The organism is Levilactobacillus tujiorum (genome assembly GCF_012641185.1).
Taxonomy (GTDB): Bacteria; Bacillota; Bacilli; order Lactobacillales; family Lactobacillaceae; genus Levilactobacillus; species Levilactobacillus tujiorum.
On sequence record NZ_JAAXLK010000006.1, the window covers coordinates 44,161 to 66,374 of the forward strand.

Genomic DNA, 22,214 nt, shown 5'->3' on the forward strand with positions numbered 1-22,214 from the left:
CTTCTCAGGCCGCAGGCGGTCCCCACAGCAGGCGGAATCTCTGCCAGCCGCAGGTACGGGTTTAGACTACTTTGTCATTTCAGCGTTGGTAATGATTTTAGTCCTTTCAACCTTTAGCAGAATAGAAAAAACGGTGTCAGTTGTGGGAAATCTCCCAGACTGACACCGTTTTTAGACACTCGATTAGTATGGTTAAATGAAGCAGACCCAGCTCCCCATGCCGAGTAAGCCGACAGCTAAAACCGTGAAGATGAGTAGTAGGACTTTAGCGTCGTGGTCACCCGTCTTGTTAGTTCGTGGAAATAACTTAAAGACAATAAAGACTAATAAGGCAATTCCTGATAGTAGAATCAGCAAGCCAGTTAGTAGATTATGTGACATCATCATGAATTTCTCCCCCTTTGATAGTTTCTATTATACCGACTTATTCGGGAAAAGGGTGAAATAACTCCCGCCATTTCAGCGGCTATGTTAAAATAAACCCTGATTGAGAGATTTTTAAGCATAAAGAATTTTTTAAAAGATGACTGGAATGATTAGCCGATAAGGGGTGACGAGAATGATTGATAAACTTGAAGTAAGCGCCAGCGCACTATGGCTGACCCCTAAGGAGCAAGGGGTGGTCCGGATTGGCTTTGCCGACGATGGACGAGAACTGTTGGGTCCAGTGAAGAAGATCTCCTGGCAAGTGACGACGGGGCGGGTTCATCTGGGAACGCCATTCTTAGTGGTCAGTGGTGCTGATGAGGAGCTAACCTTACATTTTCCGTTTGCCGGACGAATTGTTCGAATTAACGAGGAATTGGTTAATCATCCAGAATGGTTAAATAATCGAAACGACGACCTTGATTGGATGGTCGACCTAATTGATGAATAGGAGAGTACAGCAGGCATGAGATTGACTTGGCAAGTAACGACACCGGTGACGAGCCTCAAACGATTCTTGACGCAACAGGGCATTAGTCACCGGGTCTTTAGTGATCTTAAACAACACGGGACGATCTTCGTTAACGAGCAGGTCGTCACGCCTGCGGTTACTTTACAGGTAGGGGATGTGGTCGCCGTGGAATTGCCGGCAGAAGTGGCTGATCCGGCAGTTGCCACGAGCACGACCCCGTTGACTGTTTTATTTGAAAATCGCGACTGGCTAGTGGTTGATAAATCAGCGGGACTAAACGTCGTGCCCGGGCCGGCTAACCGGACGGATACGTTGGTAAATCGGATCAAGGGTCACTGGGCCGAGATTCAAGCGGAGAACCAAGTGCCCCACATTTTGACGCGCTTAGATCGCTTCACCAGCGGCGTCGTGTGGGTGGCGCGGCATCGGTTAGCCAATAGTCTGGCTAGTCAATTGCAGGCACATCACCAGGTCGATAAACGTTACCTGGCAGTCGTCAGCGGTCAGCTCACGCGAGATCATGACGTGATTGACGAGCCGTTAGCGAGTGATCCGACCGGTTATAATCAAATGGTGTCGCCAGCAGGAAAGCCAGCGCGGACGGAGTATTGGGTCCGCGCTCGTTTTGACCAAGCAACGGTGGTCGAGGTGAAGCTTCATACGGGCCGCACCCACCAGATTCGGGCCCATTTTGCTTATTTAGACCATCCACTCGTGGGAGATGAGTTGTATGGGGGACCACAGCTGGGGGGCATGACGCGACAAGCTCTGCATGCGCATACGCTAGCTTTTATGGACCCCTTTACTCAGGAGCAGCGGACGTTTGAGAGTACGCTTCCCGCGGATTGGCAGCAGTTGATAGCACAGTTGAGGAGTGAATAGGAATGGCAGACGAACAGGGACTCCACTGTCTAGTTGATGGGGAGCCGGTCACTTTAGAAGGGAGCCTCCAGCTCTCGGAATTAGAGGTGGGGTTAAGAAATCGAATTAAGCGGGATTATCCCCAAAGCAAAGCGGATGATTATATCTGTGGTCATCACCTGTTAAAATACCGCTTAGAGCACGTGGATGCCCTCATCAACGCCGATATGAAGCAGACCAAGAAGATTAATCAGAAGCTCACTAAGGCGTTGCAAAGCGATGATTACGATATTATTGACGTGAACGACACGTTGAAGGAAAGCTTGACGTTTGGACAGAAGGTCTCAGATGACGTCGCCCGTTTTGGGGGATCCTGGGGGTTTATCTTCGTTTTCTTATTTGTGTTGATTGGCTGGATGATTGTGAACGGTCTTCACTTATTCGGCGTAGACTTTGACAATTACCCCTTCATTCTGTTAAATTTAGTGTTAAGCTGTGTGGCGGCGATTCAAGCACCCATCATTATGATGAGTCAGAACCGTTCTGCCGATCGTGATCGGATGATGGCCGAAAACGACTATCACGTGAACCTAAAGTCGGAGCATGAATTACGCCTACTCCACGCCAAGGTCGATCATTTAGCACAGAACCAGGTCCCCCATACCATGGAGATCGCCCGATTTCAGTTAGAAATTTTAGGTGAAATTCGACAAGAACTAGCTGAGCTACGGGCCCACGATGCGGCTACCGGCTCAGCAGAACGAAGGGAGTCTCACCATGAGAACATGGATCACAGCTAGCGTCCTCTTTGTCGTTGGCTTGATTTTTGGCAAGCGTGCTGCCGTTAAGTGGGCACATTAGGTTAAATAGACGGCAGACCATCGTGGCATGGCAAATCCGTTGACAAAGTTTCCGTCCTCCGTTAGGCTAGTTAATGAACTAGAAATGGAGGATTTTTTTGTGATAATTCGCGAAGCTCAACCAGCGGACGCGCCCCAGATAGCGCCGTTGATGAACTTGATTTACGATGAGATGGAACTGACTGACTTGGAAGACGTTCCCGAGCCTGACTTATTGCAGGCCATTACGGCGGCATACCGCACACGGACATACCTGTCTGGCGCGGCAACCACGGTAGTGGCCGAGGCCAATGGCCAAGTCGTGGGGGTAGCGTTCGGCTATCCTGGGGAACGAGAAGATATTGTTGATGATGTCTTTGCGCAAATCACCGCTAAAAGTGACGCCTTTGATGCGCCGCTCGAGGCTGAGTCGGAAACGACCAAGGGTGAGTGGTACTTGGATTCGCTGGCAGTGTCGCCAGATCACCAAGGAAAGGGGATCGGCCACCAACTGTTGCAGGCGCTACCGTACTACGCTCGGCGGGATCACCAGGCCGTCATTGGTCTGAACGTTGACCTTGAAAACCCAGCTGCAATGCGATTATATGAACGCATGGGCTATGAGGTTTCTGGGAAACAAATGATTGGTGATCATCACTATTATCACATGCAACTTGAGATTGGCCAACGTGCCAAAGTTGCAAACTAAATAAATGATGAAGAAGACCAGGGCGGTTGCCTTGGTCTTTTTAAATTGGCCGCACTCTGGCTGTCAGGGATTCTACCTGCTGTGGGGACACTTCAGACTGGTAGGCTACCGGTCTTCTCGCTCGTTTTGAAGCCACGAAGCTACCGTGTATACAAATTCGCCCGTGCTGTAAAACTGACGATGATAGGCATTATCTCGGTCGCCTCAGGACGCCGTGTCAGCCCTGAGTGAGTCAAATTTGAGCTCAGCCGTGGGATTTACCAAGTGATTTTCTTGGTAAATGGCGTCTTTGAGACGTGATTTTCCGGCTCAAAGCGAGGTTCGAGACCGTTCTATGGCTCGAGCCGTCCTCCCCACAGCGTTCCAGCTCAAAGTTTGACGAACGGTAAGGCGAAAGGACTACTAGGTTGCCCGGGTTTGACTCTATTGTTGTGATGACAGTGGCGAAAGAAGTAGAAATTCATTTCTCAGTTGAACACTGGTATAATGTGAACTACGCGTGCAATCCATCGTACAGAAGTGGCACGAATAAGTCGTGCGGATAAGGATTTAAGGAGGAAGTTGACCGATGAAGGATAATTTACAACTGGGCGACGCTGAATTTGGCAAGATGATGTTAGTGTTGAAGCAGCCCGTGACGCAAGCTAATCATAAGGAGTTCAAGTTCCTAGACGGCAGTGAGGTTGGGGAAATGCAGGAGATTGCTTCAGGAATCTGGGCAATGCCGGCGTACATGCAACCAGATGATGATTTTACGATGTTTTTCCTAACGACGCAGATTGAATCTGGCGAAACTGTGATGGCATTTGCCACGGGTGAGACGGCCGACGGAAACTTTCGGTTGAGCCAACCGCTAGTGACCGGAGCTGGGCTGAACTTGTTGAATGAACACCAACCCAATCGGGCTAAACGGGTTTTAAAATTCTTGAATGATATTTCTAAAGCAGACGAGGGTAACTGGCGAATGGTTGAGTAGTCGCCTGATCGGTGGTGTCAGCTTGGCTGGCACTGGCCGTGGTTGTGGGGATTAATCACTGACCCTATGGGCGCAATTAAGCTTGACAGGAGCTACGGCCACCCCGTATACTTGTTAAAATTTAGTTCCTTTAACATCGTCCCGTGAGGCGGTGAAGGGTTCGACTTCCGGCGATAGCTGGGTGAACTGGGCGAGCACGCTTCCTCACGGGACGGGCGCGCCTTTTTTTAACCATTTTGAACTGGAGGTCATGTGAGATGAAAGCACCGTCGCGTTACCGTAATCCTGATGCTTTGATTGATATTTGGGAACGTCCCAGCTGGGGTCAGTGGTTTGGACTATCCTTGCAGCACTTATTTTCGATGTTTGGGTCGACTGTTTTAGTCCCCATCTTGGTGGGGTTAAATCCTGGAATTGCATTGTTTAGTTCTGGGGTGGGAACCCTAATGTATATTTTGATCACACGGGGCAAAATACCGGCCTACATGGGCTCGAGCTTCTCCTTTATCGTCCCCATGGTTGCGTTGATGAAGACCACGGGCTATCCTGGAATCGCGCAAGGGACGATGGCCGTGGGATTGGTCTATCTAATTGTAGCCGTTGTGGTTGCGTTAGCGGGGTCGGATTGGATTAACCGTGTGTTGCCGCCAATCGTAGTGGGACCAATGATTATGGTGATTGGCCTATCGCTAGCGGGAAGTGCCGCACAGAAAGCCACGGTGGACAGCCAAGGAACCTATCACTGGCAATTCTTCCTGGTGGCGATGGTGACGTTGTTACTCACGGTCGCCTTCAATCTCTACTTAAAAGGGTTCTTGGCATTAATTCCGATCTTATTGGGGATTGTGTTTGGTTATCTGGTAGCGGCCTTGGCTGGGCTGGTCAACTTTAAGCCAGTCTTGACGGCAGCGTGGTTTCAGTTGCCTAACTTTGAAATTCCCGGGGTGAGTTACCCGTTACATTTTTACTGGGGAGCGGTGCTGAGCCTCGCACCCATTGCGTTTGTCACCATGACGGAGCACATCGGGCACATTACAGTGCTGAATGAACTGACCCACCGGAACTTCTTTGAGGATCCCGGCTTGCATCACACCTTGGCTGGGGATGGGTTGGCCTCGATTGTTGCCAGTCTCGTCGGTGGCCCACCCGTGACGTCTTACGGAGAAAACGTGGGCGTGCTGGCGATCACGCGAGTGCACAGTGTTTATGTGCTGATTGGTGCGGCCGTCTTTGCCGTGATCTTCAGCTTTGTGGGCAAATTGAGTGCGCTGATTGAGAGTATTCCTAACCCCGTGATCGGCGGGATCAGCTTCCTATTATTCGGGGTGATTGCCTCAAGTGGCATGCGGATTTTGATCGAGAAACGGGTGGACTTTAACAAGCGGCGCAACCTGATGATTGCTTCAGCTATTCTGGTGATCGGTATCGGTAATGCTTACTTGAAGCTCGGCCAATACGAGTTCTCTGGTCTGGCAGTAGCCGCGGTACTGGGCATTACGCTGAACCTCATTTTGCCTAAGGATCTTTAAAACATCTCAACTTAAATGACGTCGCAAAAAAGGGCTTGGAATTTCTCCAAGTCCTTTGACTTTAAGTAATATGATTTAACCAATACTAAAATAGCGCAGTACGGCCATCGCCATGATGCCAACCACTACCACCATCAGTAGGCTTTTAGTGAAGATCCCGGCGATGGTTGCGGGGATGGCCGCGAGACAATTTGCCACGTTAAGGGTGGCTAGGTGGCCGGGATTGGCGACGAAGAGACTCTGACAACACAGCGCCGTCATGATCGTGATGGGCACAAACGTCAAAAAGTTAATGAGCCAGTCGGGCATGGTGACTTGTTTGACGAAGGCAAAGGGTAAGACGCGGGATGCTAGTGTGATGATTCCACACCCCAGAATGGTCCAAAGTTCAGTTAAACTCATCGACATTTCTTCATCTCCATTCCAAACAGACAGCCGGCAACCGTCGCGACCAGCAGCGCAAAATTCTGACTCATGAGGCCAATCATAAAGTAATAGACGATGGCCACAAAGATCATGACCATGAGTTGTAGCGAGAGCCCCAAGTGCCGGTCACTAATCAACTGAAGGTAAACGAGACCGATGAACATCGCAGTCAGCGCAAAGTCGAAACCAAATTGATTAGGATTGGTAATCATCCCGCCGAGAATGGCCCCAACGATGGTGGCTACACCCCAGACCAGGTAAGCGATCAGGTTGGCCGCGGACTGCCAAGCAAAGCTGAGTTTGCCTTGGGTGCGGTTCTGCTTGTTCATGGCTAACGCAAAGGTCTCATCCGTCACCAGGGAGCCAATCAGGAGATTTTTAACGAGGGATTCGTGTCGAAAGTACTGGGCCAGACTGGTGCTCATCAGGATCATCCGCGAGTTGACTAAGAATGTAGAAATAAAAATACCAGATAAGGGATCGTGTAATAAGAGCATACTCGTAATAATAAATTGGGCGGAACCGGCGTAAACAATAAAGGACATCCCGGCCACGACTAGGAGGCTGAGGTGACTGGTGTGCGCGACAATTCCGAATGCTAGGCCAACGCCAATGTAACCAAAAACAGTTGGTAACACATCACGGACGCCAGTCTTGAAGGTAAGTGATGGACCCATAGACAGACTTCCTCTCATGAAAAATTAATTAAGATAAGTTCCAGTTTATCGCTATCTGTGGAGAAGGTAAACCGGTAATTTAATTGGTGAGTAGTGACACGGATAATCGTCGAAATGGTTAGTCGATTTCAAAGTTATCGGGCCCTAAAATTAGTTGGAAAAGTACCTAATTAATTTAAAACAATTGCCGGTATGGTGGGGCTAATCGGCTGTTTATTTGGTATAGTCCGATTTGCAATCTAAATGTAAAGTTCTTGTGAAAATTACTTGGCAGAAAAGGGTTGCTTTTTGAAGACAGCGGTTGTATGATACTCTCATTAACAACGAAGAAAGCGGGGTAAAGATGATGAAGATGAACTTGACTGAACTGGCAAAGGCAGCCAATGTTGATGCCAGTCGAATCGATGAATACGTTAAGCATGGTCTGTTAGGAACCGACCATTCGGCAACGGAATTCGATGATTCGGATATCTACTGGATCGACATGATTCAGTGTTTTCAGGACAACGGAACGTCTTTAGACGACTTATCCGGATTAATGCCACGATGCCGGAAGGGCCAATCTCGACTCATGCAAGTTTAGTAACAAATAAGTAAATTAGTATCAGATAGCGCCGTGCGGTTTAGCCGCAGGCGCTATTTTTTTGTCCTTAGTTAAAGGATGGAAGTTTATCTACCAACAGTGGGGCTATAGATAGGCAACCTAGTGGTTCCATCCGCCTTACCGGTCGGCAGATATGGGCTGGATCGGTGCGAACACAACTTGAAGCCTCGAAAGTACCGAGTCTACAAGCTTGGTTTTCTACTAAGCTAGTAAGAAGGTCGCTTACTAACTAAGTAGAACGACGCGCCTGAGCCCATATCTGCCGACCTCACGGCTGATACAGTGTTTCAGTCAACTCAGATAATGACTAGAACAGTCGTTATCAGTTGAACTGACAATGAGTGCCGACACTTCTCAGCAATTGTTGTGATAAACCACAACCAGAGCCGGAGGAGGCCAGGGGTGGAGCCGGCCGTGAAAGTGGTGTTGACTGGCGATTTTTTCAGCCAGCTTACAGCACGGGCGACTTTGGAGACGCGGTTTTTTCGCGGCTTCAAATCGAGCGAGAAGACTGGTGCACTTCCAGTCTGAAGCGTCCCCCACAGCAGGCGGAATCCCTGGCGGCCGGAGTGCGGTCAATCAACGCTAAATTAATGGGCGAATACAATACCAGCACTGGATAAGATAGATAGTTCATTGTTAATTTTCGGTCCAAATCGCAGTTACTTAGGCGGTGATTCGTCAAGAAAAGCCGTGTCCCTAAAGCTTTAGGAGACACGGCTCATCTGTCACAGTTATTCAGCTTTGATTTGTTTGATCAATTGTTGCATCGCTTTCGCTTGGTAAGCGGCCGCGGCTTGCTGCGTAACTTTCTTCTGTTCTGCTGCGGACATGGTTGGGTTCTTCATCATAGCAGCCATGACTTGCTGCTTCACGTAAGCGGTCGCGGCAGTTTTCTGCTTGGCTTGGTAAGCCTTGGAACTGGCCCGCTTTTGTAACTGCTTAGCCTGAGTCGCACTCAACACGGTCCAATTCTTGTTGAGATAAATAGTATTGGTTTCCTTGACGTATTTATGACCGTTGCCGGAAAGGCCAAACCAGAAACGATACAGCTTATTCTTATATTCCCGATGAACCTTTTTAGTGACAATTCGGTTATCACCAGTCGTCCGTTTGATCACATTTTTAGTGGTGACCTTGGCTGCGGTATGGCTAGTCTTCTTAGCGTTAGCGCTGGTCTTGTAGACGTAAACCTGGTGTTTATTCGCGCTCCCGATGGGCTGGTAGATCATCATCGGCAATTGCTTAGAAGGCGATGCCGAGTAGATCTTTTGCGTAGAGGTCGTGGTGACGTTGTGCAAGCCGTAGTGGTCGTGATCATTCTTCACCATGAAGAAAATACTGGTGAGTAGGCCGATAATGGCCAGAGCGGTGAGACTGTTGGCCAGTACCCGGTTGGATAGGTACACGTAGAAAACGAAAGCCAAGATCACACAAATGATTAAGGTAATGACAATCACTTTGCGGCACCTCCTTTGATAGAATCTTCATCCGCCATGTGAATAGAGTGGGAACCCTTTAATTGGAAGGCAACCAGTAAGGCAACCACACTGAAGCCGATGGCAATCCAGAAGGCAGCGTGATAACCGTTAAGCGTGGCGTTGATGGCCCGTTCGGCATAGCTCAAGGGATTCGTCGTTAAGACGTGCTTGGCGGGCATGCTGTTCTTAGTAACGTTAGTCAAGACACTGACCATGATGGCCGTTCCCACGGAACTGGCGACTTGCCGTTGCGTGTTGTTCACGGCAGTACCATGCGAGATCATGTTCATTGGCAAAGCGTTCATCCCGGCAGTCGTGGCGGGCATCATGACCATGGCAATTCCGAACATCCGAATGGCGTAGAGAATGACAATGTAGAGTGTCGACGTGTCCTTGGTAATCCAGACAAACGGTAACGTCCCGATGGTTAATAGAAACATCCCCATGGTAGCGAGGCGCTTGGCCCCAAACCGGTCGAAGGCGCGACCAGTAATGGGACTCATAATCCCCATCATGAGGGCCCCAGCTAACAGCGTTAGTCCGGAATGGAAGGCCGACATCCCTTTAACCATTTGAAGGTAGAGGGGAATGACCATTTCAACGCCGACCATGGCCATGTTAACCACGGAACTCAAAATGGCTGCAACAGTAAATTGCTTGGATTTGTAAACGCGGAAATTCAAGAACGGATCGTCCATCACGAGTTGCCGCCAAATGAATAGGCCAACGAAGACGAAACCAATGATTAACGTCGCGATAACTTTAACGCTGCCCCAGCCGTCGTCCCCAACGGAGGAGAAGCCGTACAGCATACTCCCAAAACCGATGGTGGAGAGAATCGCAGACAGGACATCTAACGGTTCCTCACGCGTTTCCAGAACACTACGCATGATCCAGAAGCTAGCGATAATCACGATGGCAACGATCGGAATGATCATGCCAAAAAGATCACGCCAAGTCCAGTTGTCGATGACCCACCCAGAGAGGGTTGGGCCAATCGCTGGTGCGAGGCCAATAACGATCCCGGCGAGCCCCATGGCAGTTCCCCGTTTGTTAGCGGGGAAGATGGTGAGCATCATGGTTTGTAGGAGCGGCATGGAAACGCCAACTCCGACCGCTTGGATCAACCGACCGGCCAGTAACATTGGAAAGTTAACGGCGGCCCAGCAGGTGATGGTTCCGATGAGGAAAGTGGTCATCGCACTGATGTACAGCACCTTGGAGCTGATGGTGTTCAACAGCCAGGCACTGATCGGAATCATAATTCCGTTGACTAACAGAAATCCAGTCGTCAACCATTGAACAGTTGACGTGGAAACATCGAAGGCCTTCATTAAGGTTGGAAAGGCCGTACTTAAAATCGTTTGGTTTAACACGGTACAGAAAGTCCCGATTAATAGGAGCACAACCAGCAGGTTCCGGTTATAGGGCTTGCCGTTTGTGTCGACTGTTGCATTTCCCAAAGTAATTCCCTCTTTTTTCTAAAATTAATTCTGAAGTTACTATACGCAGAATGAACTATTTTGTCAACTAGCTTGACAACGATTTTAGATTATATATACTAGTTGGAGAAAAGTGAACAACGATTTTAGATTAGTTCACAAAAATCACAAACGCTTACATTGTACTTAAACGGGCATTTTGAAATTTATGAAAGTGGGTGACAAATTTTGAATCAGGATGAAACGGAGTTAATTAAAAAGTTTCCAGTTGATCATCTGGTCCTGGGCATTGGGGATGTTGCCGAAGCAACGGGCGTTTCGCAAAGCCAGCTGCGTTATTGGGAACGTAAGGGGTACATTCACAGCCAAGTGGTTGAAGATGGCAAGAATCGCAAATTTAGCTATAAAACGCTGCTCAGGGTGCAAGAGATTAAAACGCTCCAGGATGATGGGCTGACATTAGTGGCGGCCGTCAAACAAGCTCAGCGTCGAGATGACCTGTTCGATAGCCTCCGATCCTTCATAGATGGGCGCTTCAAACGGGTTTGTTTCGATGATGAGACCCACATTCGGATTAATCTAGGACAGTTCGACCCGGACCCCACACAAGAATTAATTGCGGAACGAGTCGCAGATACCTGGCATTTTCGCTTAGTCCCAGCGGATAAATAGGCGTCTTTCATTGTTTCTCAACGACAACAATGGTAATCTGAAGGCACGGGAGGTTCTTTATGTCCTGGGCAGAAAAAACTTTCGATACCAATCGATCTTCTGGCTGGATTGGTGGTCAATCATGTTGTTGACGTGTTGTGAAACCAGGCGAATAACCATGAGTAATAGCGCGTTTATCTCGCGCATGGACTATGCTAGCATAAGTTAGCGTAAGCAATCGTGAAACCTAAACGACGTGTTTTTTGGAAAATTAAATCGGTTTTTGATTTTTCTCTCGCCTAGGGCGGCTCCCGGTACGGCTAGTCAAGTTTAGAAAGTTCTTGACTGGTCGTTTTTTTATTGCCTGCGATTGGGGTAATGGACCTGATTGGTGGTTGAGAACGGTGAGAAGCCTGTGAGAAAATGAAAGAAAAATGAAACTGATCATTTGCAATGAAAGCTATCATACCGGCATTTTCATTTGTTTAAAATTACACAGAAGAAAAAAGTTGGTCAAGATGGTTGTATTTCGTCGTCAGCGTGTTAATATAACAAAATCGCTTTAAACAAAAACATGAAGGATGGTGTTATACATGCTGTTACGACAAGCTACTATGGCGGACTTACCACAAATTGAATCGATCATTCGTGATGGCCGTGAATTGTTGGCGGCCCAAGCAATTGATCAATGGCAAGGCGCTTACCCCAACACTGCGGTCTTAGTTGATGACATTCACCAAGGGTGGACGGTTGTGCTGGAAGAAGACAATGAAATCTTAGGAACTGCCGCGATTATTCCGGGCACGGACCCAACGTACAAAGAGATTGAAGGTCAGTGGCTGACCAAACAGGCGCCTTACTTGGCGATTCATCGTGTAGCAGTATCCAGCCATCATCATGGTCGGGGACTGGCCGGTGAATTGTTCAAGCGGCTCTTTGAACAGATTGATCAGGCAGCGGACATCGAAAGTATCCGCATTGATACGCACCCGCAAAATATGGCGATGCAACATGTGATCAAGAAGAACGGTTTCACCGAGACCGGGATGATTGATCTGGCCGCAGTCGACATGCCAGGCGTGAAAGACTTTGCTTACGAACGCTTGACGGCCAATGCGCGGGCAGAACACGTGGTTCATTCCATGACGGCTAAGTAAGTCGGCCGGTTCATCGTTTGTGGTCACGGCTAAATTAACGATATATAATAGTAGGATTGATTCCGGTTACATGCCAGAATCAATCCTTTTTTGCTGCAATCGCTAGTCCATTGGCGGCACGGATTAGTAAAAAAGATCAGGTTACCCGAAGACTGGCTTTTCATTCCCCCTAAACTCTGCGATAATGAAGGGAGAACCCACGGGGGGCGATTGAGGTTGGAAAAAAGTCAACTGTCTGGTGGTCGTTTCTTTGCGGTCACCGTGTTAAATGTTGTAATTACAGTTTTTGAATTCATCGGCGGGTTGCTCTCAGGAAGTCTTTCACTTCTGTCCGACGCCTTTCATAATTTTGGTGATGCGTTGTCAATTGTGCTGAGCTACGCGGCACACCGCATTGGCGGCCGGCAACAGACGCGGACGAATACGTATGGTTACCGGCGTGCGGAAATCTTGGCGGCTTTGCTGAATGCGTTAGTATTGGTCGTGGTCTGTGTCATCTTGGCAGTTGAGGCCGTGCGGCGGTTATGGCATCCGGAACACGTGCAAGGGACCGTGATGCTGGGAGTAGCCGTGATCAGTTTTATCGCTAATCTAGTGTCGACAATCTTGTTAAATCACGGCGCTAAGCATAATCTAAATATTCGGGCAACGTATCTGCATTTATTGAGTGATGCCTTAGCCTCGGTTGGGGTGATTCTCGGGGCGCTTATGATTACATTTTGGCAAATTGAGTGGGTCGATCCCGTGATTACCATTTTAGTGGGGAGCTATATTGCATGGGAGTCCTGGCCCATTATCAAGCAGACCTTGGGCATCTTGATGGAAGCTTCGCCGGACCTAGACTACGATGCGATTGCCCACGATATCGAGCAGTTGCCCGAGGTTGAGGGGGTCCACCATCTGCATGCTTGGCAAATTGATGAGAACAATATTATTTTCTCGGTTCACGTGAATATGGACAATTTACCCTTGGATCGAATCGAACCAATTTATCGACAGATTGAAACATTGCTCTGTCGGAAGTATAATGTAAACCATGTAACGATTCAGGCGGAGTGTCATCGGGGAGAACACGAGTCCTTATTTTATGATCAGAATGATTGGCGCCATGAGTAGGGCTAGTCGCTCGATAAAAGTATGTTGGAACATAATTTAGATGAGGTGAACAGTGATGACTCCGATGAAGGAGGATTATTTAAAAATCATTTTTGAGCTGGGCGGTAAGCAGAAGAAGGTTTCAAATAAGCAAATTGCCATTAGCTTGAATATTGCTGCTGGATCGGTGACCGAAATGGTCAATAAGATGACAGCAGAAGGTTTGGCCGAACACACGCCTTATGCGGGTATTTCATTAACCAGCAAAGGGATCCGTCTGGCCGAAGATTTGGTGCGTAAACACCGAATCTGGGAAGACTTTTTGGTTGAAAAGTTGGGATATGCGTTGCCCGATGTTCATCAGGAAGCTGAGGTGCTGGAGCATGTGACCAGCCCTAAGTTAATCAACGCCCTCGACGATATGTTGGGTCACCCAACGCATTGTCCCCATGGTGGGGTTATTCCGGACCGGTATGGCCATTACCACGAAGACAGTCATACGGTGCTCAACGACGCGAAGGACGGGTCGGTCGTCACGGTTGACCGGTTCATCGACAATCGCGATCTGTTGACGTACTTGGGCGATCTTAAGCTCGACATTGGCGATCAGCTACGGGTGATCAAGCATGATCCGTTCGAGGGACCGGTTACGGTTCAGAACCTGACCGATGACGTAGAATTAATTGTGAGTTATAAAGCGGCTCACTACATCTTTATTAAGTAAGCGGGTCGACTGTAGAACGGATAGTTACACTAAGAAGATCGGGACGAGAAGTCACCGATCTTTTTTGCGTGGTCTCCTAGCCGGTGCGCTAATTTGTTAATTATTTGCGTGATTGGTTAAGTTGCGGTGTCCGCCGTCTCATGACTGTCGTATAATAAATGAAAAACCGGCGGGAGGAACGTAGATGAGCAGCCAGAAGAAACGGGATCAGTTAATTTTACATACGGCATTGACTGCTGGCCGAATTATGATTGAGAATGGGTCAGAAGTAGAACGCGTTGAAGATACGATGGAGCGGATTGCCCACAATGCGGGGGCTAAGACGAGCCAATTGTTTGTCATGATCACCGGTATTCTGATGGCGATCAACGGGGAAGTGGGCGCTCAGATTGAGCCAGTCAAGCGGCGCACCTTTGATTTGGAAAAAATCTCGGTGGTGAATGACCTGTCGCGCCAATTTGCTGACCATAAGATTACCCTGCAGCAGTTCGCCAGTCGGTTAGATCAGTTGGATAAGTCCAAAAAATATTTTCCTTTCTGGCTCCAGTTGTTAGCGGCAGCCATGGTTAGTGGCCCCCTGGAAGTGGTCTTTCGGCATAACTTACCAGACTTCTGGATCACCTGTGTCGTGGGTGCCCTCGGCTGGCTCGTCTTTTACCTGTTAAACAAATTCATTCAAATTCGCTTTCTCTCCGAGTTTGCCGCGGCGGCTACGATTGGGGTGTTAGCGATCTGGTCGGTTCACCTGGGGCTTGGCAATAGCGTCGATGATATCATCATTGGGAGTGTCATGCCGCTAGTTCCCGGGGTGCCCATCACCAATTCCGTTCGTGATATTTTAGCCGGCAATTTGGTGAGTGGACCAGCCCGTGGTGTGGAAGCGTTAGTGAGTGCTGCTGCCATCGGATTTGGCATCGCCATGGTTTTACAATTTCTTTAGGGAGGGTACCACAATGACAGTGACTGAGTTTTTCATTGAAGCGACGGGGAACTACGTGGCGACGATTGCCTTTGGTATCCTGCTAAATATTCCGCGACGAGCCTTGAATTTTGCGGGTTGGATCGGTGTCTTGGGTTACTTCGTCTATAAATTTTTGGTGATCTGGGGCGGCGGCTACGTGATTGGTAATATGGCGGGCGCACTTGTGATCGGAGTCGCTTCCTTACAGGCTGCCAGAATGAAGAAGATGCCCATGATTCTATTCAACATTCCGGCGTTGGTGCCGTTAGTGCCGGGGGGCCAAGCCTATCAAATGATTAAGTATTTTGCGTTGGGCCAGAACTCAACGGCCTTTGTCTTCCTGATTCAAGTGGTGATGATTTCGGGCGCGATTGCCTTTGGTTTCTTGCTATCCGAGTTGGTTAATCGGGTACGGCGGCGGGTTTGGCGTCACCGGGCTTAAAGTTTAGGTTAAGGAAACCGGATAATCTTACGCCGAGTCTAGCAATCTAGCGATGGGGTGGTATACTCATTGCTAGGGGTTTCTTAGAATCGGGTATGACGAAAGGAATTTTTATCATGATGTTATTTAATCGAGATCGGGATCGGCCGTGGAAGTTCACGCTAACCACGGTGCTTTTCCTGATTGTGGCCTATTTTGTTAAGGTCCAAAATGCTTACGTTGATTTTTTGGATTCGTCAATCGTTGACGTGATTCAAAAGAATCAACCGGAGTGGAAGACGCTCGTCTATCGGGGAGTGACCAGCCTAGCAGAGCCAAAGTTAGCTATTATTTGGGCATTAGTGATTGCCTTTTTCCTGTGGGGCTTCAAATTTAAGATTCCTGCGCTCTGGTGTTTGGCAACCTTAGCAGGGGGCGATGTGATTGCGGCTTTGGTCAAGAAAGTGATCGCACGGCCCCGGCCGTCAGCACATCTGGCAATTGATGATGGGTTTAGCTTCCCGAGTGGTCACGTCTTTGGGACGTTTCTCATCATTGCGATGATCTGGGTTATTCTGTTACCAATGATTGCCAGTGCTTGGAAAGCGTGGTTACTCAGAATCATCCTGATTGTCTGGATGTTACTGGTCATGATTTCACGGGTGTACCTGAATGCCCATTTCCCAACCGATACGCTTGGTGCAGTTCTGTTAGCCTACCTGTGGTTGCAGGCGGCTGAAGGGCTTTACATTAGATTTGCACCGATGATGCAGAGCTGGCCTTTACTGAAAAAGTCTGAAGTTTAATCATTAGAGATCAAAAAGACATGGCGCTTGAGCACCATGTCTTTTTTGGTAGGTCATGATTAAGTTGGAACCTGATTAGTCGGTTAATTCGTTTAGCCATTCATCAGCGAGGTCGACCCAGTGAGCCACGTGAGGGAGATCGGTTCCAGGTTTCCAGGCGGTGATGTGGTTAGCCAAAGCTAAGCCGTGAGGGCCATGGTGGAAGATATGTAGATCAGTATCCACGTGATGGGCGAGAGAGGCCTGGGCATAACTCAGCGCGTTTTGAACGGGAACTAGCGGGTCAGCGGCCGTTGCCCAGATAAAACTCGGGGCGTTGTGCGCGTTGACCAGTTGATCAGCGGCAATCGTCTGGGGGTCATCGGTCCACTTTTGCAAGACGGCTTGATCCGTAGGAAAACCGAGTTCAGGTGAAATGACGGGGTACCCTAAGATAATCGCGTGGGGCTGAACCTGTTCCGGTGTCGTCCCCGCCAGTTGGTTCAGGTGGGCGTCATGCCAGAGATCATTGAATAGGGCAACGATATGGCCGCCGACCGAGAAGCCCGCCACCGTAATCTTAGCTGGGTCCACTTGCCAGTCCGCCGCATGTTGACGAATGGCCGCGACGCTTTGAGCGAGTTCAACGACTGGTGCAGGGAGCAGGGGTGTTTTTTCACCCACAAAGCTATAGCGCAGGAAGAATGCCTGATAACCGCGGGCGGACCAGGCCAAGGCCAAGTCTTCTGCCTGTTGTTCGGGGATGTGGGTGTACGATCCGCCGGGCACAATGATCATGGCCGGATAGGTTGTGTCGTCCCCCTGGCGAAGATAGCCCTGCAAGTAGGCTGCGGAATCGGGGGCTAGTGACTGCGTGATAATTTTCATGATGACTCCTCCTCGTATTATCTAAGTCGTGTTAAGATAGGCTTATCGTGTTAAATGCACGGTGCACATGTCTTTATTGTAACGCAGTTGTGGAAAAAACCTAGTGAGGAGGAGTGATCAGGATGACGGTGATTTTAAAAACCACGCGCTTAGATTTACGGCCGTTGACGGATAGTGACTACCCAGCTTATAAGCGGTTGATCACAAATCCAGTGATTGCGCAACCAACTGGGTTAATGGGCAATCCAGATGATCAGCAGGTGCAGCGCTGGTATCGTGCTGATCGCCAGACCCCGATTTCTTTCGGCATCGTGTGGCATCGAACCAATGTCCTGATTGGCGTTGTTGTCTTTTATGATTGGTTTGATGAGACGGGGATGCTGGACGAGTCCGGTTTAGAATTAGGTGACTTCCTAGATCCAGACTACTGGGGTCAGGGGATTATGGCGGAAGCCCTGCAGGCGTGCTTCGCGGAGTTGAGCAAAGCAAATTGGCCGGTACAAACCATTTGGGCGAATTGTCTCGTCAGCAACGAAAGATCCTGCCGATTATTAGAAAAATTATCTTTCCAAACAATCGGTGATCAACTAATGGCCGTGACAGGTAGTGGACAAACGTTGCAACGACAAGCATTATTGCGGCTTGACCTGAGTGCCTGGCAAAATAATTGACACTAATCGAAATTTAATCTTGCAATTTTCAGAATTGATGAGTATACTTCAATGTATCGAATAGAAGAGGCGCAATCAACATGAGTCGCTTTCCCGAGGTGGGTATCACCGACGACGGAAAGTTAAAGGGGCGATTGCCGAAATTCTCGCGTGACTACCTAGCGCGGGGGTTGGGTCCTGGTTCAACAGATCAGGGACTGTCGCAGCCAAATATCGGTTGCGGGGCGCTTTCAACGATATTGACTTGGAATTATGAATTTTCCAATCTCTTTCGCAAAGCTTTTCTGCGAAGGAGATTTTTTAATTCACTGGGTCGTTTCGAGGAAGTCCTTCTATAAAAAGAAGGAGGAAACATTATGGAACAAAGCATGACAAACGCAACAACTAGCGAGGCCTCTGATCAGGTTAAGCGGGGACTCAAGACGCGACACGTTTCAATGATCGCGTTAGGTGGCTGTATTGGGACAGGATTATTCGTCGCAAGTGGCTCGGCTATTTCGACTGCCGGACCTGGTGGTGCATTAGTTGCGTATATTGCCATGGGTTTGATGGTTTACTTCCTGATGACCAGTTTAGGGGAAATGGCGACGAACATGCCAATTTCGGGTTCGTTCGCTGCTTACTCAGCGAAGTACGTTGACCCAGCTTTAGGATTTGCGATGGGCTGGAACTACTGGTTTAACTGGGCGATTACGGTTGCCGTTGATATTTCGACCGCTGCCTTGGTCATGAAGTTCTGGTTACCCGGTGTTCCCGGTTGGATCTGGAGTGCCGTCGCCTTACTTCTCGTCTTCACGATCAATGCTTTCTCCGTCCAGGCTTTCGGTGAAACGGAATTCTGGATGTCACTGATCAAGGTGGTCACCATCTTCGTCTTCCTAGCAGTTGGTCTGATGACCATCGTAGGGATCATGGGTGGTCACGCCACTGGTTTGGAAAACTTCACGTACAAGCAGGCCCCATTTGTTGGTGGGTTCCCGGCAATCCTGAGTGTGTTCGTGGTCGCTGGATTCTCATTCCAAGGGACCGAATTAGTTGGGATTACGGCCGGTGAATCTCAAGATCCTTCTCACAGTGTTCCTAAGGCAATCAATTCAGTTTTCTGGCGGATTATTTTGTTCTACATTTTAGCCATTTTTGTTATCGCCGCTGTCTTACCTTACACGAGTCATGATTTGTTAGGATCTTCTGCAAGTGATATTGCCATCAGTCCATTCACGTTGGTCTTCAAGCGGGCAGGTTTAGCCGCTGCTGCCAGCGTCATGAACGCCGTTATCTTGACGGCCGTGATTTCCGCAGCCAACTCCGGGATGTACGCTTCTACTCGGATGCTCTTCTCCCTGTCAAAGGAAGGCTACGCACCTAAGCTGTTTGAACGGACTGGTAAGAATGGGATTCCTTACCCTGCCTTATTTGCAACGACGATCATCGCGGCTTTGACTTTCATCAGTAGTATTGCTGGGCCAAAGATCTACATGTGGTTGGTTGCTGCTAGTGGGTTGACTGGGTTCATTGCTTGGTTCGGGATTGCTTTATCACACTTACGGTTCCGGCGCGCATTTACCTTACAAGGACACAAGCTCTCTGAATTAAAGTACCATGCAAAGTGGTTCCCATTAGGACCAATCTTGGCCTTAGTTCTCTGTATTGCAGTGATTGTTGGACAAGATCCACAATCATTCTTTACCGGTAACTGGGAACAAGTGCTGGTCACTTATATGAGTGTTCCACTGGTCTTAGTCCTCTACATCGGGTACAAGATCAAGAAGCACACGAAGCTGATTCCATTGAAGGATGTCGACGTTGCCCCCGTACACCGGGATGGAACGTTGAAGGAAGCTGCTAAGGCAACGAGTGATACGACCAACGATTAACGTGAAATTGTGTGGGCAATTTTAAATAAATAAAAGATTTCAAACGACGATTGGTGCGGGTGAATACCGGCCAGTCGCCGTTTTGTATTTAGCAAGGGGACAGAACCCGATAATTGCTGAACAGGAAATTTCCCACGACATGTTGTCTTTTACGAATAGGGTTGGTACAATATGTAGTGTTGAAATTTTTACCGGATGAAAACGATTTCCGGAATTGGACGTAAATCAAAGGAGAGATAGCATGCTTGTACTATCAGGAACAATTGGGGCCGGCAAGACGAGTCTAACTAACTTATTAGCCGAACACTTACAGAAACCAGCTTTTTATGAATCGGTGGACGACAACAAAATCTTGCCACTATTTTACCAAAACCCGCAAAAGTATGCTTTCTTACTACAAATCTACTTTTTAAACAAGCGTTTGGATAGTATCAAGGCGGCCAACGCTGATGATGAGAGTGTTCTGGATCGTTCAATTTTTGAAGATTCCTTACTGTTCCACTTAAACGCAGACTTAGGACGGGCCACGAGCACGGAAGTTGATATTTACGACTCCTTGCTGGCCAACATGATGCAAGAATTGCCAGATGCCGTTCACAAGAAGAATCCAGATCTGCTGATTCACATCAACATTTCCTTTGATACGATGTTAGAACGGATTAAGAAGCGGGGTCGGTCATACGAACAGATCGATCACGATCCAAGTTTGTTTGAATACTATAAGGAACTAGATCAGCGGTACGTGAACTGGTACAACAATTATGACAAATCACCTAAGATGCAAATTGACGGTGACAAGCTGGACTTCGTGGAAGATCCCAGTGCTCGTCAACAAGTGTTACAGATGATTGATGAGAAGATTGCTTCACTTTAATCTAATGAAATAAATGAGAGAAAGCACTGACGGCGGTTGGTGCTTTTTGTTTAGTGTGCGACGACTGTGGGCCGGTAGGGATGCGTGAGTCGACATTCAATGAAATTAGGCGATTGTCATAACCGGTAAAATGCGGTATGATAAGCTTATTCAAAACACGAGGTGCCTATCCAGTAGACGGCCAGAGAAGCGGGGAAAGCTGCAAACCGCAACGTCGAAAATTCCAGCACTAACTAAAGTGGGCGGGTAATGCCGCACGGTGCAGACCGTTATCATGTTCAAGGGTATGGCTGAAGATTGCAGTCATGAACTTGGGTGGTACCGCGAAGGTCTTCGTCCCATGTGACGGAGGCCCTTTTTGTATCATCCGGCCAATTGAAGGGAGTAAGTAGATGTTAGATTTAAAGTTAATTCGGCAAGAACCTGATTTTATCAAAGAAAAGTTAGCAACGCGGGGTGTTGATCCCGCCGATATCGACAGTCTGTTGGACTTGGATGCCCAACGGCGTGAATTGATCGTTAAGAGTGAAACGATGAAGGCACAACGCAACACGGTGTCCGATGAAATTTCTCAACTCAAGCGTAACAAGCAGGATGCCAACGACAAGATCACAGAAATGCGGCAAGTCAGTGCCGACATCAAAAAGATTGATGCGGATCTGGATACGTTAAAGGCACAGGTACAAGATGCAGCGGCCCACTTACCTAATATTCCTAACGACAACGTTCCGGTTGGGTTAACGGAAGATGGGAGCGTAGAAATCCGTAAGTGGGGCGAGAAGCCTAACATGGACTTCACCCCTAAGGCACATTACGAATTAGGTGAAAACTTAGGAATTCTCGACTTCGAAGCAGGGGCCAAGGTTTCTGGTAGCCGTTACCTCTACTACTTAGGTTTAGGTGCACGGTTGGAACGGGCCGTCTACAACTTCTTCCTGGATGAGAACACCAAGGCGGGCTTCAAAGAAGTGCTGCCGCCTTACATCGTGAACGATGATTCTATGTATGGGACGGGTCAATTCCCTAAGTTTAAGCAAGACGTTTATCAATTGCGGGATGAAGATATGACGTTGATCCCCACGGCGGAAGTACCATTGGTCAACTACTACCGTGACGAAGTGATTCCTGAAGAAGACCTGCCAGTTTGGTTCACGGCGCTGACACCAGCCTTCCGCTCCGAAGCAGGGAGTGCGGGCCGTGATACCCGGGGACTGATTCGCTTGCACCAATTTAACAAGGTAGAAATGGTTAAGTTCTGTAAGCCAGAGAACTCATGGGATGAACTCGAAGCCCTCACCAAGCATGCTGAGAGCCTCTTACAGAAGCTAGGACTGGCTTACCATGTGATTACGTTGACGACGAGTGACATGAGTTTTACGGCCGCAATGACGCATGATTTGGAAGTCTGGTTCCCAGAACAAAACATGTACCGTGAAATTTCCAGTTGTTCAAACACGACTGACTTCCAAGCACGGCGGGCCCACATTCAATATCGCGATGAGAACGGTAAGCTACAATACGTTCACGCACTGAATGGGTCTGGCTTAGCAGTTGGCCGGACAGTCGCCGCAATTCTGGAAAACTACCAAAATGCCGACGGTTCCGTGACCGTGCCAGACGTACTGGTACCATACATGGGTGGCGTCACTAAGATTACTAAATAATTGAAAT

The 22,214-nt window shown here is 48.5% G+C and carries 24 protein-coding genes and 1 riboswitch; of the genes, 18 read left to right on the top strand and 6 right to left on the bottom strand.

All coding sequences use genetic code 11. The annotated features are described in order from the left end of the window. Positions 1 to 192: 192 nt before the first annotated feature. Entirely contained in the window at positions 193 to 387 is a 195-nt protein-coding gene (locus tag HF569_RS04125; RefSeq protein WP_232842557.1) for a hypothetical protein, read from the bottom strand. A 172-nt stretch (positions 388 to 559) separates the two neighbouring features. Between HF569_RS04125 and HF569_RS04130 the strand changes: the two genes are divergently transcribed. From HF569_RS04130 to HF569_RS04155, 6 genes are all read left to right on the top strand, one after another. Next, a complete protein-coding gene (locus HF569_RS04130) occupies positions 560 to 877 on the top strand; it encodes a glycine cleavage system H protein (lipoate-binding) (protein WP_168848703.1) in 318 nt (105 codons plus the stop codon). Between the two features lie 15 nt (positions 878 to 892). Next, positions 893 to 1,780 carry an RluA family pseudouridine synthase gene (locus tag HF569_RS04135; RefSeq protein WP_168901445.1) on the top strand — a complete coding sequence of 296 codons (888 nt, stop codon included), beginning with the start codon at positions 893 to 895 and terminating at the stop codon, positions 1,778 to 1,780. 2 nt (positions 1,781 to 1,782) lie between these two features. Further along, positions 1,783 to 2,559 carry a DUF1003 domain-containing protein gene (locus HF569_RS04140; protein ID WP_168848705.1) on the top strand — a complete coding sequence of 259 codons (777 nt, stop codon included), beginning with the start codon at positions 1,783 to 1,785 and terminating at the stop codon, positions 2,557 to 2,559. 145 nt (positions 2,560 to 2,704) lie between these two features. Continuing rightward, the gene (locus tag HF569_RS04145) at positions 2,705 to 3,307 is read left to right on the top strand and encodes a GNAT family N-acetyltransferase (protein ID WP_168901446.1); all 603 of its coding nucleotides are present in this window, start codon (positions 2,705 to 2,707) and stop codon (positions 3,305 to 3,307) included. A gap of 568 nt (positions 3,308 to 3,875) precedes the next feature. Further along, complete coding sequence (locus HF569_RS04150; protein WP_168901447.1) at positions 3,876 to 4,283, top strand: hypothetical protein; 408 nt, start codon at positions 3,876 to 3,878, stop codon at positions 4,281 to 4,283. 257 nt (positions 4,284 to 4,540) lie between these two features. Beyond that, positions 4,541 to 5,812 (top strand): uracil-xanthine permease family protein, encoded by a 1,272-nt coding sequence (locus HF569_RS04155; RefSeq protein WP_168901448.1) that lies wholly within the window; start codon positions 4,541 to 4,543, stop codon positions 5,810 to 5,812. Between the two features lie 75 nt (positions 5,813 to 5,887). Here the strand turns inward: HF569_RS04155 and HF569_RS04160 are convergent, their stop codons facing one another. Together HF569_RS04160 and HF569_RS04165 are read right to left on the bottom strand one after the other, a co-directional pair. After that, positions 5,888 to 6,220: an AzlD domain-containing protein gene (locus tag HF569_RS04160; RefSeq protein WP_168848709.1), complete on the bottom strand. Its 333-nt coding sequence runs from the start codon at positions 6,218 to 6,220 to the stop codon at positions 5,888 to 5,890. Beyond that, the gene (locus tag HF569_RS04165) at positions 6,211 to 6,915 is read right to left on the bottom strand and encodes an AzlC family ABC transporter permease (RefSeq protein ID WP_168901449.1); all 705 of its coding nucleotides are present in this window, start codon (positions 6,913 to 6,915) and stop codon (positions 6,211 to 6,213) included. Before HF569_RS04165 ends, HF569_RS04160 begins: the two co-directional genes overlap by 10 nt. A gap of 346 nt (positions 6,916 to 7,261) precedes the next feature. Here HF569_RS04165 and HF569_RS04170 point away from each other — a divergent pair, with 346 nt between their 5' ends. Next, positions 7,262 to 7,498 (top strand): helix-turn-helix domain-containing protein, encoded by a 237-nt coding sequence (locus tag HF569_RS04170; RefSeq protein ID WP_232842558.1) that lies wholly within the window; start codon positions 7,262 to 7,264, stop codon positions 7,496 to 7,498. Positions 7,499 to 8,253: 755 nt separating this feature from the next. On the opposite strand, the gene HF569_RS04175 is transcribed toward HF569_RS04170, so the two are convergent. Then, complete coding sequence (locus HF569_RS04175) at positions 8,254 to 8,979, bottom strand: DUF4811 domain-containing protein (protein WP_168901451.1); 726 nt, start codon at positions 8,977 to 8,979, stop codon at positions 8,254 to 8,256. Further along, positions 8,976 to 10,463 (bottom strand): MDR family MFS transporter, encoded by a 1,488-nt coding sequence (locus HF569_RS04180; RefSeq protein WP_168901452.1) that lies wholly within the window; start codon positions 10,461 to 10,463, stop codon positions 8,976 to 8,978. The genes HF569_RS04175 and HF569_RS04180 overlap by 4 nt, the downstream gene beginning before the upstream one ends. Before the next feature lie 207 nt (positions 10,464 to 10,670). On the opposite strand from HF569_RS04180, the gene HF569_RS04185 reads away from it, so the two are divergent. From HF569_RS04185 to HF569_RS04215, 7 genes are all read left to right on the top strand, one after another. After that, on the top strand, positions 10,671 to 11,114 hold the full coding sequence (locus HF569_RS04185; RefSeq protein ID WP_168901453.1) for a MerR family transcriptional regulator: 444 nt from the start codon (positions 10,671 to 10,673) through the stop codon (positions 11,112 to 11,114). A 572-nt stretch (positions 11,115 to 11,686) separates the two neighbouring features. Further along, on the top strand, positions 11,687 to 12,250 hold the full coding sequence (locus HF569_RS04190) for a GNAT family N-acetyltransferase (protein WP_168901454.1): 564 nt from the start codon (positions 11,687 to 11,689) through the stop codon (positions 12,248 to 12,250). A 216-nt stretch (positions 12,251 to 12,466) separates the two neighbouring features. Further along, complete coding sequence (locus HF569_RS04195; RefSeq protein ID WP_168848716.1) at positions 12,467 to 13,366, top strand: cation diffusion facilitator family transporter; 900 nt, start codon at positions 12,467 to 12,469, stop codon at positions 13,364 to 13,366. A 55-nt stretch (positions 13,367 to 13,421) separates the two neighbouring features. Continuing rightward, the gene (locus HF569_RS04200; RefSeq protein WP_168901455.1) at positions 13,422 to 14,069 is read left to right on the top strand and encodes a metal-dependent transcriptional regulator; all 648 of its coding nucleotides are present in this window, start codon (positions 13,422 to 13,424) and stop codon (positions 14,067 to 14,069) included. Between the two features lie 184 nt (positions 14,070 to 14,253). Beyond that, positions 14,254 to 15,009, top strand: a complete 756-nt coding sequence (locus tag HF569_RS04205; RefSeq protein WP_168848718.1) for a threonine/serine exporter family protein — start codon at positions 14,254 to 14,256, stop codon at positions 15,007 to 15,009. Between the two features lie 13 nt (positions 15,010 to 15,022). Beyond that, the gene (locus HF569_RS04210) at positions 15,023 to 15,472 is read left to right on the top strand and encodes a threonine/serine exporter family protein (protein WP_168901456.1); all 450 of its coding nucleotides are present in this window, start codon (positions 15,023 to 15,025) and stop codon (positions 15,470 to 15,472) included. 116 nt (positions 15,473 to 15,588) lie between these two features. Continuing rightward, positions 15,589 to 16,257, top strand: a complete 669-nt coding sequence (locus HF569_RS04215; protein ID WP_168901457.1) for a phosphatase PAP2 family protein — start codon at positions 15,589 to 15,591, stop codon at positions 16,255 to 16,257. Positions 16,258 to 16,332: 75 nt separating this feature from the next. Here the strand turns inward: HF569_RS04215 and HF569_RS04220 are convergent, their stop codons facing one another. Beyond that, positions 16,333 to 17,124: an alpha/beta hydrolase gene (locus HF569_RS04220; protein ID WP_168901458.1), complete on the bottom strand. Its 792-nt coding sequence runs from the start codon at positions 17,122 to 17,124 to the stop codon at positions 16,333 to 16,335. A 122-nt stretch (positions 17,125 to 17,246) separates the two neighbouring features. On the opposite strand from HF569_RS04220, the gene HF569_RS04225 reads away from it, so the two are divergent. From HF569_RS04225 to serS, 4 genes are all read left to right on the top strand, one after another. After that, positions 17,247 to 17,795 carry a GNAT family N-acetyltransferase gene (locus HF569_RS04225; RefSeq protein ID WP_168901459.1) on the top strand — a complete coding sequence of 183 codons (549 nt, stop codon included), beginning with the start codon at positions 17,247 to 17,249 and terminating at the stop codon, positions 17,793 to 17,795. A 56-nt stretch (positions 17,796 to 17,851) separates the two neighbouring features. After that, a riboswitch (Lysine riboswitch) is annotated at positions 17,852 to 18,033 on the top strand. Between the two features lie 118 nt (positions 18,034 to 18,151). Then, positions 18,152 to 19,669 (top strand): amino acid permease, encoded by a 1,518-nt coding sequence (locus tag HF569_RS04230; protein WP_211089621.1) that lies wholly within the window; start codon positions 18,152 to 18,154, stop codon positions 19,667 to 19,669. A 241-nt stretch (positions 19,670 to 19,910) separates the two neighbouring features. Next, complete coding sequence (locus HF569_RS04235) at positions 19,911 to 20,543, top strand: deoxynucleoside kinase (RefSeq protein WP_168901460.1); 633 nt, start codon at positions 19,911 to 19,913, stop codon at positions 20,541 to 20,543. A 392-nt stretch (positions 20,544 to 20,935) separates the two neighbouring features. Continuing rightward, positions 20,936 to 22,207 carry a serine--tRNA ligase gene (gene serS / locus HF569_RS04240; protein WP_168848724.1) on the top strand — a complete coding sequence of 424 codons (1,272 nt, stop codon included), beginning with the start codon at positions 20,936 to 20,938 and terminating at the stop codon, positions 22,205 to 22,207. Positions 22,208 to 22,214 lie beyond the last annotated feature (7 nt).